The sequence below is a fragment of the Bradyrhizobium sp. WYCCWR 13022 genome (assembly GCF_030435535.1).
Taxonomy (GTDB): Bacteria; Pseudomonadota; Alphaproteobacteria; order Rhizobiales; family Xanthobacteraceae; genus Bradyrhizobium.
Window position 1 is genome coordinate 16,186 of sequence record NZ_JAUIZJ010000044.1, and the last position, 14,824, is coordinate 31,009.

Genomic DNA, 14,824 nt, shown 5'->3' on the forward strand with positions numbered 1-14,824 from the left:
TTACTGCATCATCTGGGCGCGCTGACTTTCCACGATGACTTCAGCCTCGGCCCAGGATCGAGGTTTGACCTTGTCACCGGCGGCGAACTTCTGGAAGCCCTCCACGACGACCTTGTCGCCGGCCTTCAGGCCCTCGGTAACGAACCAGTCGCCGTCCTGCACCGAGCCGGTACGCACCGGCTGCACCGCGACGCGGTTGTCGTCCTTGACGACGAACACCTCGCTGCCGCCGGCACCATTGCGCTGGACCGCCTGCTGCGGCACTGCGATCGCGTCGCTGTCGATGCCCTGCTCTATCCGCACGCGAACGTACATCCCCGGCAACAGTTCGCGCTTCAGATTGGGAAATTCGCCGCGGAGTGTCACCTGTCCGGTGTTGGCGTCGACCTTGGCGTCGGAGAACAACAGCTTGCCGTTCAGCGGATAGATCGTGTTGTCGTCGAGCACCAGGCGCACCTTGGCGGCATCGGCCGCGATGCGCTCGAGGTCGCCACTCTCGAAGGCGCGACGAAGCTGATTGAGCTCGGTCACCGACTGGGTGAAATCCGCATAGATCGGATCGAGCTGCTGGATGGTGGCGAGATTGGTCTCGTTCTGCACCGCGAGCGCACCTTCGCTGACGAGGGCCGCACCGACGACACCGTCGATCGGCGCACGAACCGTGGCGTAGTCGAGATTGAGCTTCGCACGCGCGAGCTCGGCCTTGCGGCCCTCGACTTCGGCCTTGGCCTGATGTTCGGCGGCGATCGCCTTCTCGTTCTCGGCTTCGGGCGCGGCGCGCTGGCTGGTCAGCGTCGCGATGCGGTGCGCCTGCTGCCTGGCCTGCACCAATGCAGCCTCGGCCTTGGTGACCGCTGCCTGGCTCGCCATCACCTCGACTTCGAACGGGCGCGGATCGATCCGGTAGAGGGGATCGCCCGCCTTCACCTCGCTGCCCTGGTGGAACATTCGTTCGACCACGATGCCCGAGACTCGCGGTCGCACGTCGGAGACGCGGGTCGGAGCGATGCGGCCAGGAAGTTCTCGCACCACGCTCCGTGGCTGCGGCCTGATCGTGACGACACTGACGTCGGGTTCCGTCGGTTGCGCCTGGACGATCGCCGAATTGGACTCATCGCAGCCCGCAAGCAGCGGCGCCGCGACCGCGAGCATTAGTGCCATGCAGGCGGATCGCGCATGAAGTGCTGACATAAAGGTAGTTGCCCCGTGAATCGCCGATTGCTTCAGCCGTCCGGATGGTCCGGACAGCCCGATTTGAAAGCGAAAATAGTCTGCGCTTGCTGCGACGCAACGCATTGCACGGGCGGCTCAATGTCACATCGGCTATCGCACTGAGTTCAGAATGATTTTCTGGATTCACCGGATTGTGAGTCGGGTTCCATCACGCCGCGCTGCGACAGAACATCGCAATCGAACGATGTCCAAACGACACCCTCAAGCGCGATCGCAATTCATCCCGATCTCATTGCGCTTCAGCGTCGTCCGGCTTCCGCCTCTTGTTCCAACTGCAAGATGCGTGCGCGGAGCGCGTCGAAGGTCTCTTCGGCCGAGTCGCTGAACAACGGATCCACGTGGTCGGTCGAGGCAGAAGCGATCTCCGACCAATCTCGAGGCTTCAAAGCCTCGAGGGCGGCAGGAAAGAAATCACGATCTTCCATCTTGATGTGGCGCCGTTCGCTCTCGATGAAGTCGCGAACGATGTTGTCGACATCTTGCCGCAGCATTTCACGATCTGCGAGAACGTAATCGACCGCTCGAGCGACGCGGCGCAAACGCTCGGCGCCCTTCTGGTGCTCGAGTGTGAGATTACCGACCTTTGCCGCCGCGGCGGGGTCGCGGCGCCTCAGCTTCGCAAAAACCAGCTCCTCCAGAGGATGATGGTACATCTCGGGATAGAGCTCGAAATAGCTGATGACCGCGCGAATGACTTCGTAATCAGGGCGATCCCCCCGATCGAAGATCTCCAGCTCGCGCTCGAGGACGGCGAGCAGCGCCTCGATGTTGCGGTGTTCTCGAGACAAGCGCTCAATGATCATTGCAACCTCCAATGACGTCATTGAGAAGTTGTCAAGCTAGCATGAGAACATCTCAGCGCTTTGCTTTAGATCAAACCCGGGAAGAATCGCGCCGAGAAGAGGAAAGGAGGCAATAGGCCGCAATGGTTCTCCCGAGGCACACTCGGACGTGCTGGCGCGTCCCGCGCGCGGATTTCAGGACGACGCGCTCGAACCCGTCGGCTTCATCCGGTAGTGGCTGACACCCCACTCCGTTCCGTCGGCGTGGCCGAACAGACCCGCGGTGGCGAGGAAGAACCAGCGCCAGCGCCGCATCCAGAGATGGGTCTCGTCCCCATAGACGTTGCGCAAGGATGTTTCGACCGCGTCACGATGCGCATCGAAATTGGCGAGCCAGTCGTTGGCCGTGCGCTGATAGTGCGTGCCGCTCCAGCGCCATTCCTTCTCGACCGTGAAGATGTCGGCATATTGCCCGATCAGATGATGGCTCGGCATCACCCCGCCGGTGAAGAAGTGCTGCGCGATCCAGTCCTCGCGATCGGCACGGTCGAACACGTAGGAGCCGGCGCGATGGGTGAAGATGTGCATGAAGAAGCGGCCCTCGGGGGCGAGCCACGCGCGCACGCGCGTCATCAGCTTGCGCCAGTTCATCATGTGCTCGAACATCTCGACCGAGACGATGCGGTCGAACCGGCCTTCCGGGGCGAACACGTTCATGTCCGATGTGACGACGCGCAAGTTCAGCAAGCCGCGCTGCCGCGCGATGTCCTCGATATAGGCGCGCTGGCCTTGCGAATTCGACACGGCCGTCACCTTGGCATGCGGAAACCGCCGCGCGATCCACAGCGACAGCGAGCCCCAGCCGCAGCCGAGCTCGAGGATGGTCTGGCCGTCGGCAAGGCCGGCATGCTGAACGGTCTGGCGCAGCGCTTCCTCCTCCGCCTCCTGCAAGGTCGTCGCGTCGGTCTTGTAGAAGCAGGACGAATATTTGCGGTTCGGGCCGAGCACCTGGGCGAAGAAGCCCGACGGCACCTCGTAATGCTGGGTGTTTGCAGCGTCCGCGTGTTCGGCGATCGGCCTCAGCATCATCCGCCCGGCGAAGGCGGCATCGTCGGCCGCGCCGAGCACCGACAGGCGCGCCGCGGTGCGCGAGCACAGGCGCTGGATGGCGGCGCGGACCACGAGATCCGGCAGCGGCACGCGTTCGGCAGTCCCGATGATCGTGGACACGACGCTCATGCGGCCATTCCCTCTCTCGGTGGCAACGGAAAGAACATGCTGGTTCGGGATTGATAGGTGCGGTAGCGTTCGCCGCGCGACCGCAGCATCTGCGCTTCCAGGGGCGGGATCCCGGTGACGTGGACCAGGATCCAGTACATGAAGATCGGCGCGAGCAGGCTGGCCCAGCCCCAGGGATAGAAGGCCGCAAGTCCAATCACGGGATAGGCGAGCCAGCCGAGCCATTCGAAGAAATAATTGGGATGGCGCGACCAGCGCCACAGCCCGACGTCGCAGACCTTGCCGTGGTTGGCAGGATCAATCCGGAAGCGGCGCAGTTGCGCGTCCGCCAGCGCCTCGCCGGCGATTCCGATCAGCAGGATCGCGGCTCCCAGGACGTCCTGAATACGCAAGGCGGGTTCGGGGACGTGCGCGGCGACGAAAATGGAGAACACCAGGGGCACCGAGCCCAGCGCCTGATTTTGCAGGAAGATGAACATCCGCCGCGGCGCGTTCAGCCCCCACTCCGCGGCGAAGGCGGCATAGCGGGGGTCGTCAGTGATCCCGGCGGTACGGATGGCGATATGGGTGCCCAGCCGGAGCGACCAGACCGCAACGAGGCCGGCAACCAGCCATTGCCTCGCATTGGGTCCCTCGCCCGCGAATGGCCACAGCGCGCTGCCGGCGCCGACAAGGCCGACCGCAAAGGTCCAGATCGTATCGACCCAGCCGGAATTGCCGGTGCGCTGCCGCACAACCCAGGCGAACGCCATCAGGACCGCGAGCGAGAACGCGATGGCCGCCAGTCCCCAGAGAAACGTCGTCATGCAAAAAATCCAAGCTAAGCCTGCGGAATGCCGAAGTTTTGCAAAATACGTTGACATCAAAGCCCGGTTTCAGCTTTGGGTTCCGCCCCTCCTTCCCGAAATCCGCACATCCGGCGCTTTTTTTGGGCGGGCGCTGTGCCATAGTGCGGAGGCAATCAAGCTTTCGTAACGGATGATACCGGCCATGCCGCCAGGCGCCTCGCCCCGCTCCGCCATCGACATCGAGTACACGAAACTGTCCTCACCCAGCGTCTTCCTGGTGCGGATGCTGGTCTTTCTGGTGCTGTGCACCCTGGTGGGCGTGGTGCTCTACAAGCAGATCATCCAGGCTTTCTTCGCCAATCCCGGGCTGAACGCCCTGATCGGGGCGGTGCTGTTCATCGGCATCGTGCTGGCCTTCCGCCAGGTGATCCGGCTCTATCCTGAAGTCTCCTGGGTCAACAATTTCCGCATTGCCGATCCCGGCCTCGCGCCGGCCCGGCACCCGAAGCTCTTGGCGCCGATGGCGATGATCCTGGGCGGCGAGCGCACCGGGCGGATGTCGATCACCCAGACCACGATGCGGCACCTGCTCGATTCGATCGCGACGCGCCTCGATGAAGCCCGCGACATCTCCCGCTACATGACCGGCCTCCTGGTCTTCCTCGGCCTGCTCGGCACCTTCTGGGGCCTGATCGAGACGGTCGGCTCGGTCGGCAAGGTGATCGACGGCCTCAAGGTCGGCGGCGATGCCGGCGCGCTGTTCGACACGCTCAAGGAGGGGCTTGCCGCCCCGCTCGGCGGCATGGGCATCTCCTTTTCCAGCTCGCTGTTCGGCCTTGCGGGATCGCTGATCCTCGGCTTCCTCGATCTGCAATCGAGCCAGGCGCAGAACCGCTTCTACACCGACCTCGAGGACTGGCTCGCCACCACCGTGCGTGAATACGGCAGCGGCGAGGTCGCGGTCGCCGCGGCCGGTGGCGGCGGCGTTGCCAGCGGCGAGCTGCAGGCGGCCGTCGAGCGGCTGCGCTCCGTGCTCGAGGAAGGCAGCGCCAGCCGCGGCACCACGGCGGCGATGGCGAGCCTGGCGGAGGCGATCCAGGCGCTGGTCTCGCACATGCGGACCGAGCAGCAGATGATCCGCGAATGGGCCGACGGCCAGGGCGAGCAGAACCGCGAGATCCGTCGCCTGCTGGAGCGCATCGCGCGCCAGCCCGAGAAGAGTTGAGCAATCAGCATTTGAGAGGCGAGCATGGCTCTAGCCCGCGGCCGCCGCAGTGAAGGCGCCTTCAACTACTGGCCCGGATTCGTCGACGCGCTGTCGACGCTGGTGCTGTCGATCGTCTTCCTGCTCTCGGTGTTCCTGGTCGTGCAGTTCTTCCTGTCGCAGGAGGTGACCGGCAAGGACAAGGCGCTGGAGCAGCTCAACGCCAAGATCGCCCAGCTCAACGAGCTGCTCTCGCTGGAGAAGCTCGGCAAGCTCTCACTCGACGACCAGGTCTCGCAGCTCAAGGCCGGGCTCGCCTCGGCCGAGAGCGAGCGCGACCGCATGAAGGGCCTCTATGAAGGCCTCGCCAACGCCGGCAACGACGCGCAAGGCAAGACCGCCGAGCTCGGCAAGGCGCTCGACTCCGAGAAGGCCGTCTCGGCGCGGGCGCTGGCGCAGATCGAGGTGCTGAACCAGCAGATCAGCGCGCTGCGCCGGCAATTGGCCGCGCTGGAAGAGGCGCTCGACGCGTCGGAGAAGCGCGACAAGGAATCGCAGAACCGCATCGCCGATCTCGGCTCTCGCCTGAACGTCGCGCTGGCGCAGCGCGTGCAGGAATTGTCGCGCTATCGCTCCGAGTTCTTCGGCCGGCTGCGCGCCATTCTCGGCAACCGTCCCGACATCCGCGTGGTCGGCGACCGCTTCGTGTTCCAGTCCGAAGTGTTCTTCGACACCGGACAGGCAACGCTGCTGCCCGAGGGCCGCTCCGAGCTCGACACGGTCGCGGCCGCTTTGATCGAGCTCGACAAGAAGATCCCGGCCGAGATCGCCTGGGTGCTGCGCGTCGACGGACATACCGACGTGCGGCCCGTCAACGGCCCGAACTTCAAGTCGAACTGGGACCTGTCATCGGCGCGCGCGATCTCGGTGGTGCAATATCTGATCTCGCTCGGTGTGCCGGCGCAGCGCCTCGTCGCCGCAGGCTTCGCCGAATTCCAGCCGCTCGATCCCGGCAACACCGAGGAGGCCTACAAGCGCAACCGACGTATCGAGCTGAAGCTGACGGAGCGGTAGTGAGCGCGCTCCACCTTCGCCCCTACGCAGCCGCCGACGAAGCGGCGGCGATCGATCTCTGGCATCGCACCTGGCAGCAGGCCTATCCGCAGATCGACTTCGCCGCACGGCTGGACTGGTGGCGCGAGCGCTGGCGAAACGAGCTGGTGCCGAAAGCCGCGATCGTGGTCTCGGAACAAGATGGCGTGTTGACCGGTTTCGTCACCATCGACGGTGACGGCTATCTCGACCAGCTCGTGGTCGACCCCGATCATTGGGGCTCGGACGCGGCAAGGCTGCTGGTCGATGAAGCCAAGCGGCTGTCGCCGTCAGGCGTCACGCTGCTCGTCAACAGGGACAACGCCCGCGCCATTCGCTTCTACGAACGCAACGGCTTTTGCCATGCCGGCGAGGATGTGAACCCGACCTCGGGACGGCCGGTGCTGAAGATGGCGTGGCGGCCGTGACTGCGGATGGAGAGGATCGATGCGGCTGAGCGATCTGGCCAAGGGGGCTTCGGTCTTTCTCGGCGTCATCGTCGCGGGCTATGTGTCGACTGCTTATATCGACCGGCGACTCGCGCCGCCGCCCAGGACAGCAACTGACACGACGGCTTCGCCTGCGCCGACGGGCGATGGGTCGCCCTGTATCGGCGAGGGCGGAAGCTGGAAGAACTGGCCGTGGCCGAACGTGCCGATGGGCTCGCCGAAGTGCAAGTGAGGAGGCAGCCCCTCACGCTCCCTCGAACTGCAACCTCGCCAGCCGCGCGTAAAGCCCGTTCGCCGCGACGAGTTCGGCATGCGTGCCCTGCTCGACGATCCTGCCCTGGTCCATCACCAGGATGCGGTCGCAGGACAAGACGGTGGCGAGGCGATGCGCGATCACCAGCGTGGTACGATGGCTCATCAACTCTTCGAGCGCGGTCTGCACCAGCGTCTCGCTTTCGGCGTCGAGCGCGGAGGTCGCCTCATCGAGCAGCAGCAGCGGCGCATCGCGCAGGATGGCGCGTGCGATCGCGATGCGCTGGCGCTGGCCGCCCGATAGCGTCACGCCGCGCTCGCCGAGCGGGGTCTCGAAGCCCTCGGGCAGGCGGCGGATGAACTCGGTGGCGTGCGCGAGCTCGGCCGCGCGCTCGACTTCGGCATCGGTCGCATCGGGCCGGCCGAAGCGGATGTTTTCGCGGGCGCTTGCGGCAAACACGTTGGATTCCTGCGGCACCAGCGCGATGCGCGAGCGGAAGTCACGCGGGTCGGCTGATTTCACCGGCACGCCGTCGAGCAAGATCGCGCCGCTGCGCGGATCGTAGAAGCGCAGCAGCAGATGGAAAATCGTGCTCTTGCCGGCGCCGGACGGGCCGACGATCGCGATCTTCTCGCCGGGCCGCACCGCAAACGAGACGGCATCGAGCACATTGACATCGGGCCGCGCGGGATAGGCAAAGCTGACATGATCGAAGCCGACTTCGCCGCGTCCGGGCACAGGAAGCGCACGCGGCGATGCGGGTGCTGCGATCTCGGGCTTCACGTGCAAAATCTCGAACAGGCGCTCGGCCGCGCCTGATGCCGCAGACACCTCGCCCCAGACCTCGCTGAGCTGGCCGAGGCCGGCGGCCGCGAACGCCGCATAGAGCACGAACTGGCCGAGCCGGCCCGGAGTAATCGCGCCTGTGAGCACGTCATGCGAGCCGATCCAGAGGATGCCGACCACGCTTGCAAACACGATAAAGATGACGATGGCGGTGAGAACCGCGCGCGCCTGGGTCGATGTGCGCGCGGCCTCATAGGCCTGCTCGACCTCGCCGCCAAAGCGCTTCGCGGCGAGCCCCTCGCTGGTATAGGCCTGCACGGTGCGGATCGCGCCGACCAGCTCGCCGGCATAGGCGGACGCATCGGCCAGCGTGTCCTGCGCATTGCGCGACAAACGCCGCACCCAGCGCCCGAAGGCGACCAGCGGCAACACGATCAGCGGGATCGCCAACAGCACGAAGCCTGACAGCCGCGGGCTGGTGATGACCATCATGGCTGCGGCACCAAAAAACATCATGAGATTGCGCAGTGCGATCGACACCGAAGCACCGACCGCGGATTTGATCTGCGTCGTATCGGCAGTGAGCCGCGACACAAGTTCGCCGCTGCGCGCGGAATCGAAGAAGGACGGCGACAGCGAGAGCAGGTGCCCAAACACGTCGCGCCTGAGATCGGCGACGATGCGCTCGCCGATCGTCATCACGAGGTAGTAGCGCGAGGCGCTGGCGAGCGCGAGCACGGCGACGACCGCGATCATCACCGAGAAGTAGCTGTTGATCAGCGCGATCCCTTCCGGCGTCAGGCCGAAATCGATCATCCGGCGCACCGCGACCGGCACCAGCAGCGTGGTCAGTGCGGCAACCGTCAGCGCCACGAAGGCCAGCGCCGCGCGGCCACGATAGCGGGCGACATAAGGCGCAAGCGCCATCAAGGGCCGCAGCTTGGCCCGGCCCTTTGCCGGCTGCTCGATCAACTCGGCCTCGATCGACGGGGCTTCTGCGGGCCCGGTTTCAAGCCGTTCAACTGCGCTCATTGGAATCCGACCAAAAGAGAGACGTTGGCTCCACATAGGCCGGTGCAAGGGTAGTGGCAAATCCGGTAAGTCCCTTAGGGGCCGCTCCGGTTCGCCCGTCCCCACAATGGCTTGTTTTAGGGGACTTCGTGGGGTATAGACCCCGCCAAATCCGTCATTCGATAGTCACTCGAGCCGGGCGCCGGGCGCCCCAGGAATTGCCATGAAAGCCGAAATTCATCCGGATTATCATACGATTAAGGTCGTCATGACCGACGGAACCGAGTACCTGACCCGCTCCACCTGGGGCAAGGAAGGCGACACGCTGAACCTCGACATCGACCCGAAGTCGCATCCGGCCTGGACCGGCGGCAACGCTCAGATCATGGACCGCGGCGGCCGCGTCTCGCGCTTCCAGAAGAAATTTTCGGGCTTCCTCAAAAAGGATTGATCCAGGCCGAAAAGGCTGGAGACGAAAAACGCCCCCGGAGCTCCGGGGGCGTTTTTGTTTTCTGACTGTCGTTCCGGGGCGGTGCACAGCATCGAACCCGGAACTCCGAGATTCTCAGGCGCGCAACTGCGCACCGTAGGTCGCGTTTCGCGCGCCGCGGAATGACGGCAAATTACGTTAGCGCTCGAACGCGGCCTTCAGCGCGTTGAGCTGCGGCACCAGTGGGTTGCCGATGGCGACGTGGTCGGCCGGCGGGGTGTGGATCGAGGTGTCGAGACGACGCACGCGGGTCTGGAGACTCATCGAGCGATGGATCAGGTCCTGCAGTTGCGAGGGCAGCTTCTCGACGGTATCGGCCGGGCCGGGATCGGCGGCGGTGAGCTTGACCTTGGTCTTCTCGCGATTGGCCTGGACCAGCGTCATCTCGCCTTCCTTCACCGCGCGGTGCAGCAGCAGCCACGAGGCGAGCTGCATCAGGCGCGTGGTGAGGCGCATGCTCTCGGTCGCGTAGGTGAGGCTGACGGCGCGGTCGAGCGCCTTGGCCTCGGTGCGGCCGGCGCCGTCGAGATAGGCGGCGGTCTCTTCGACGAGATCCATGCCTTCACGGAACAGCGCGCCGAACGCCGCAGAATTGGTGAACCGCTCGCTGAGTTGAACGAGAGCGCCTTCGGCCTGCAAACGTTCCATGGTTAACGCCCCTTACGCAACTATTTACCCGTCCGGCTTTGGCGCCGGCTTTATGATGAACAAATCATTGCGCGGGCGAACCGCGGAGTCCAGCAACAACAGCGGATATGGTTTCCGCGGGTCATTCGCAGGAATTCAACCGGGGCTAGATACGAAAAACGCAAAAAAGAGCCGCCGGAGACCGGCGGCTTTGAAAGTTGATAACAGGGAGGCGTCAAACAGAGTGGACAGGAGCCACTCGGTGTCCAAACGAGGACAGTTCCAGTCATAAACTCGAAAGCTTAATGGTGCGTAAACGAACGAATTCTTTGAGGGTTCGTTAGCCATGTCGGTCAATGGCCGAGTGGGATGCGCTCGCGCGCTCTCTCCGCCGTCATTCCGGGGCGCGCCAGGACACTCAAATCCTACGACTTGAAGAAACTGTCCGCCGCATCGCGCGAGGCGCGCTTCCTGGTGGTAGCTTCTTCCAGGCGCACGATCTCGGTCTTCAGCAGAGCGACGCGCTCGGTCAGCTCTTCCACGGACAATAGTGAGAGATCCTGTCCGATCTCGTGGGTGACCTTCCTGCGCGGACGGTCGTCGTCTTCCATCGGCATCGTCGTTCCTCCTGCGTCCGCGGACCGGACCACACGGCTTGATACATGGCTTGGGCGGTTGCCAGCCTGATCCGCGCTGGCTAATCAAAGGCCTCGTTCCCTCTTGCACCTTTGCTCAAGGACACATCATGGACAAGCTGCCCGCGCAAATGACCGTGGTCGCCATCTCCAAGCCCGGCGGACCGGAGGTGCTGGTCCCGGAACAGCGGGCCGTTCCGCAGCCCGGGCCTGATGAAATCCTGGTCAAGGTGCAGGCCGCCGGCGTCAACCGGCCCGACGTGGCGCAGCGGTCCGGCGCCTATCCGCCGCCGCCCGGTGCCAGCGACCTGCCGGGTCTCGAGATCTCAGGCGAAGTGGTCGCGGTGGGGAGCAACGCCAAGCGGCACAAGATCGGCGACAAGGTCATGTCGCTCGTCGCCGGCGGCGGCTACGCGCAGTATTGCATCGCGCAGGACGCCCAGGCGATGAGCGTGCCGCCGGCGCTGTCGATGAAGGAAGCCGGCGCGCTGCCGGAAACCCTGATGACGGTCTGGCACAATGTGTTCGAGCGCGGCGGCCTGAAGGCCGGCGAGACGCTGCTGATCCATGGCGGCTCCTCCGGCATCGGCACCATGGCGATCCAGCTCGCGAAAGCGTTCGGCGCAAGAGTGTTCGTCACCGTCGGCTCGCAGGACAAGATCGACGCCTGCCTCAAGCTCGGTGCCGACCGCGCCATCAACTACAAGACCGAAGACTTCGTCGCCGTGGTCAAGGAAGAGACCGACAAGGTCGGCGTCAATCTGATCCTCGACATGGTTGCAGGCGAATATGTCGACCGCAACTACGATGCCGCCGCCGTCGACGGTCGTATCGTGCAGATCGCGACCCTCAACGGCCCCAAGGTCAGCGTCAACATCGCCAAGGTGATGGTGAAGCGGTTGACCCATACCGGCTCGACCTTGCGTCCCCGTAGTAATGCGGACAAGGCCGCGATGGTGGCTGCGATTGAAGCGAAAGTGATGCCGCTTTTGCGCGAAGGCCGGGTCAAACCGCTGATGGACAGCGCTTTCCCGCTGGAAAAGGCCGCCGACGCACACCGGCGCATGGAGACGTCAGCACATATTGGCAAAATTGTGTTGGAGGTCTAGGTCGCTGGGCCACAGAACCGGGCGGAAACCCTTTGATTTTCCTCGCTTTCGTGGCATCTATCGCGAAACGCCGAACCACTTCCGTCCGGTCTGAAATCGCCTCTACGTGCTAGCCTTTCCACGTGCCAGCCTTGCACTCAAAGTTTGCGTCGAACGCGGAGAACTGACCTTGCGTCTGATCAGGTGCCTCGCGCCCATCGCGCTGGGCCTCATGATTCTTGTCGCCGCGTATCCCGCGCGCGCGCTCGACGCCGTCAGCGTCCGCAGTGACGCGCCTGCGATCGACCTTACCGGCGTGCTCGAGCATCAGCGCAGCGAAGCCGACCGCATCCAGGTCTCCACCGCCCCCGGCACCGACGGTATCGTCCGCCGCATCGAGGTGCGTGCCCGTGAAGGCGGCCAGAACTGGGTGGTGTTCGCGCTCGCCAACAACACCGACGACCAGCTCGACCGCCTGATCGTCGCCCCGCATTACCGTATCGTGTCGTCGGGGCTGCTGTGGCCCGACCTCGGCCTGTCGCGCATCGCGACCATCACGCCGTCGATCGGCGACCGGCCGGAGCGCCAGGAGAGCGCGACCGCAGACGTGTTCCGCATCACGCTCGATCCCGGCGCCGTCGTCACCTTCGTCGCCGAACTGCGCACCGACAAGCTGCCGCAGCTCTATTTGTGGGAGCCGGAAGCCTACAAGGACAAGGTCAACTCGTTCACGCTGTACCAGGGCATCGTGATCGGCATATCGGGGCTTCTCGCCCTCGTGCTCACGATTCTGTTCGTCGTGAAGGGCAGCATCATGTTCCCGGCGGCGGCCGCGCTGGCATGGGCGGTGCTGGTCTATATCGGCGTCGATTTCGGCTTCTGGGGCAAGGTGCTCGACATGTCGAACAACGCCGAGCGCATCTGGCGCGCGGCGGGTGAAGCGATATTGGCGGCAACGCTACTGGTGTTCCTGTTCGCCTATCTCAATCTCAGTCGATGGCATGTGCGCTACTCCCACATCACGGTGGGCTGGCTCGCCTTCCTCGGCTCGCTGGTGGCGCTCGCTCTGTTCGATCCTGCCGTCGCCTCCGGCATCGCACGCATCTCGCTGGTGCTGATCGCCTTCGCCGGCTTCGCGCTGATCGTCTATCTCTCCACCCACGGCTTCGACCGCGCGGTGCTGCTGATCCCGACCTGGTTCCTCCTGGTGGTCTGGGTGGTCGCGGCCGGCATGACGGTGGCCGGCTCCGTCACCAACGACATCGTCGGCCCCGCCCTGCTCGGCGGCCTCGTGCTGATCGTGATGCTGATCGGCTTCACGGTCATGCAGCACGCCTTCGCCGGCGGCGGCGCCACCACCGGCGTCGTCTCCGACATCGAGCGGCGAGCGCTGGCGCTCGCCGGTTCCGGCGATCTGATTTGGGACTGGGACGTCTCCGCCGACAAGGTTTTTACGAGCCCCGAGACGGAAGCCCTGCTCGGGCTGAAGCGCGGTACGCTCGAAGGGCCGGCGGCCTCCTGGCTCGAGGTGCTGCATCCGCTCGACCAGGACCGTTTCCGCGCCGCGCTCGACAGCGTGCTCGACCAGCGCCGCGGCCGCTTGGTGCAGGATTTCCGCCTGCGTACGCCCGATGGTCACTTCATGTGGTTCGCGCTGAAGGCGCGGCCGGTGGTCGGCTCCGACGGCGAGGTCTCGCGCGTGGTCGGCACGCTCACCGATGTCACCGAACTGCGCAACGCCGAGGAGCGCCTGCTGCACGATTCCGTGCATGACAACCTCACCGGCCTGCCCAACCGCAAGCTGTTCATGGACCGGCTGGGTGCCGTTGCACATTTCGCAAAATCGATGCCCACGCTGCGGCCGACGCTGATGGTGATCGACCTCGATCGCTTCAAGCAGGTCAACGATTCCGTCGGCATCGCGGTCGGCGACTCAATCCTGCTGACACTGGCCCGCCGCCTCACCCGCATCCTGAAGCCGCAGGACACGCTGGCCCGGCTCGCCGGCGACCAGTTCGGCCTGATCCTCTTGTCGGAGCAGGACCCGGCGCGGATCACCAATTTCGCCGAGACGATCCGCAAGACCATCCGCGCCCCGATCGCCTTCAACGACCGCGAGATCTTCCTGACGGCCTCGATCGGCATGGCGCTGTCCGATCCGCAGACCCAGCTGACGGACGAGATCATCAAGGACGCCGAGCTTGCGATGTATCACTCCAAGCGCATCGGCGGCGACCGCATCGACGTCTACAAGCCGGCGATGCGCGCGCGGAAGACGGATCGCCTGACGCTCGAGAGCGAGCTTCGCCGCGCCATCGAGCGGCAGGAGCTCACCATCCTGTACCAGCCGATCGTGCGGCTGGAGGATCGCTCGGTCGCGGGCTTCGAGGCGCTGGTGCGCTGGGATCATCCGAAACTCGGGCGCATGGCGCCGTCGGAATTCATCACCATCGCGGAAGAGACCGGCCTGATCGTCGACCTCGGCATGTTCGTGCTCGACCAGACCGCAAAGCAGCTCTCGATCTGGCAGCGTGCGATGCGCTCGCGCGAGCCGATCTTCGCATCCGTCAACGTCTCCTCGCGGCAGTTGCTGCGCCATGATTTGATCCACGACATCCGCACCGTGCTGTCGCGCTCTTCGGTGGCGCGCGGCACGCTGAAGCTGGAGCTGACGGAATCGCTGGTGATGGAGAATCCGGAACACGCGGCGCAAATGCTGACGCGCATCCGCGAGCTCGGAACTGGACTCTCGCTCGACGATTTCGGCACCGGTCATTCCTCGCTCGCCTACCTGCAGCGCTTTCCGTTCGACACCATCAAGATCGACCAGTCCTTCGTCCGCACCACCAACCGCGGCACGCGCCCGGTGATCCTGAAGTCGATCATCGCGCTCGCGCATGACCTCGGCATGGACGTGGTGGCGGAAGGCGCCGAGACGGATTCCGACGCGGTCGAGCTCTATCAATTGGGCTGCGAATACGCGCAGGGCTTTGCCTTCGGCGAACCGATGGACGCGGATGCCGCGATGCGCCTGCTGACGGAAGTGCGGCTGGAAGCGGCGAGCTGACCTTTCTTTCCCTCTCCCCTTGTGGGCCTGTTGCGCTACTGCCTTTTGATGCGGGAGACGTAAGGAGAGAGGGCGTTGTC

The 14,824-nt window shown here is 64.7% G+C and carries 14 protein-coding genes; 7 read left to right on the forward strand and 7 right to left on the reverse strand.

What is annotated here, in order from left to right:
• The 4 genes from QY049_RS36540 to QY049_RS36555 form a co-directional block, all read right to left on the reverse strand.
• Positions 1–1,191 carry an efflux RND transporter periplasmic adaptor subunit gene (locus tag QY049_RS36540; RefSeq protein WP_301270512.1) on the reverse strand — a complete coding sequence of 397 codons (1,191 nt, stop codon included), beginning with the start codon at positions 1,189–1,191 and terminating at the stop codon, positions 1–3.
• 281 nt (positions 1,192–1,472) lie between these two features.
• Positions 1,473–2,036 carry a hemerythrin domain-containing protein gene (locus QY049_RS36545; RefSeq protein WP_194479552.1) on the reverse strand — a complete coding sequence of 188 codons (564 nt, stop codon included), beginning with the start codon at positions 2,034–2,036 and terminating at the stop codon, positions 1,473–1,475.
• 174 nt (positions 2,037–2,210) lie between these two features.
• Positions 2,211–3,254, reverse strand: coding sequence for a cyclopropane-fatty-acyl-phospholipid synthase family protein (locus QY049_RS36550; protein ID WP_301270513.1), 1,044 nt, complete (start codon positions 3,252–3,254; stop codon positions 2,211–2,213).
• On the reverse strand, positions 3,251–4,060 hold the full coding sequence (locus QY049_RS36555; protein ID WP_258765102.1) for a DUF1295 domain-containing protein: 810 nt from the start codon (positions 4,058–4,060) through the stop codon (positions 3,251–3,253). The genes QY049_RS36550 and QY049_RS36555 overlap by 4 nt, the downstream gene beginning before the upstream one ends.
• 184 nt (positions 4,061–4,244) lie before the next feature.
• Between QY049_RS36555 and QY049_RS36560 the strand changes: the two genes are divergently transcribed.
• Genes QY049_RS36560 through QY049_RS36575 form a run of 4 tightly spaced genes read left to right on the forward strand, consistent with a single transcriptional unit; the run spans position 4,245 to position 7,019 of the window.
• Positions 4,245–5,267 (forward strand): flagellar motor protein MotA, encoded by a 1,023-nt coding sequence (locus tag QY049_RS36560; RefSeq protein ID WP_301270514.1) that lies wholly within the window; start codon positions 4,245–4,247, stop codon positions 5,265–5,267.
• 24 nt (positions 5,268–5,291) lie between these two features.
• On the forward strand, positions 5,292–6,320 hold the full coding sequence (locus QY049_RS36565; RefSeq protein WP_194479548.1) for a peptidoglycan -binding protein: 1,029 nt from the start codon (positions 5,292–5,294) through the stop codon (positions 6,318–6,320).
• A complete protein-coding gene (locus QY049_RS36570; protein WP_301270515.1) occupies positions 6,320–6,766 on the forward strand; it encodes a GNAT family N-acetyltransferase in 447 nt (148 codons plus the stop codon). The genes QY049_RS36565 and QY049_RS36570 overlap by 1 nt, the downstream gene beginning before the upstream one ends.
• 19 nt (positions 6,767–6,785) lie before the next feature.
• The gene (locus tag QY049_RS36575; protein WP_301270516.1) at positions 6,786–7,019 is read left to right on the forward strand and encodes a hypothetical protein; all 234 of its coding nucleotides are present in this window, start codon (positions 6,786–6,788) and stop codon (positions 7,017–7,019) included.
• A gap of 12 nt (positions 7,020–7,031) precedes the next feature.
• Here the strand turns inward: QY049_RS36575 and QY049_RS36580 are convergent, their stop codons facing one another.
• Positions 7,032–8,858, reverse strand: a complete 1,827-nt coding sequence (locus QY049_RS36580; protein WP_301270517.1) for an ABC transporter ATP-binding protein/permease — start codon at positions 8,856–8,858, stop codon at positions 7,032–7,034.
• 202 nt (positions 8,859–9,060) lie between these two features.
• Here QY049_RS36580 and rpmE point away from each other — a divergent pair, with 202 nt between their 5' ends.
• The gene (rpmE, locus tag QY049_RS36585; RefSeq protein ID WP_011084323.1) at positions 9,061–9,288 is read left to right on the forward strand and encodes a 50S ribosomal protein L31; all 228 of its coding nucleotides are present in this window, start codon (positions 9,061–9,063) and stop codon (positions 9,286–9,288) included.
• A 177-nt stretch (positions 9,289–9,465) separates the two neighbouring features.
• Here rpmE and QY049_RS36590 read toward each other — a convergent pair whose 3' ends face one another.
• Complete coding sequence (locus QY049_RS36590) at positions 9,466–9,975, reverse strand: DUF1465 family protein (protein WP_194479544.1); 510 nt, start codon at positions 9,973–9,975, stop codon at positions 9,466–9,468.
• 404 nt (positions 9,976–10,379) lie between these two features.
• A complete protein-coding gene (locus tag QY049_RS36595; RefSeq protein WP_258765099.1) occupies positions 10,380–10,571 on the reverse strand; it encodes a DUF1192 domain-containing protein in 192 nt (63 codons plus the stop codon).
• Between the two features lie 128 nt (positions 10,572–10,699).
• Between QY049_RS36595 and QY049_RS36600 the strand changes: the two genes are divergently transcribed.
• Together QY049_RS36600 and QY049_RS36605 are read left to right on the forward strand one after the other, a co-directional pair.
• Complete coding sequence (locus tag QY049_RS36600) at positions 10,700–11,698, forward strand: NAD(P)H-quinone oxidoreductase (RefSeq protein ID WP_258765098.1); 999 nt, start codon at positions 10,700–10,702, stop codon at positions 11,696–11,698.
• A gap of 169 nt (positions 11,699–11,867) precedes the next feature.
• A complete protein-coding gene (locus QY049_RS36605; protein ID WP_194479541.1) occupies positions 11,868–14,744 on the forward strand; it encodes an EAL domain-containing protein in 2,877 nt (958 codons plus the stop codon).
• Positions 14,745–14,824: the final 80 nt, after the last annotated feature.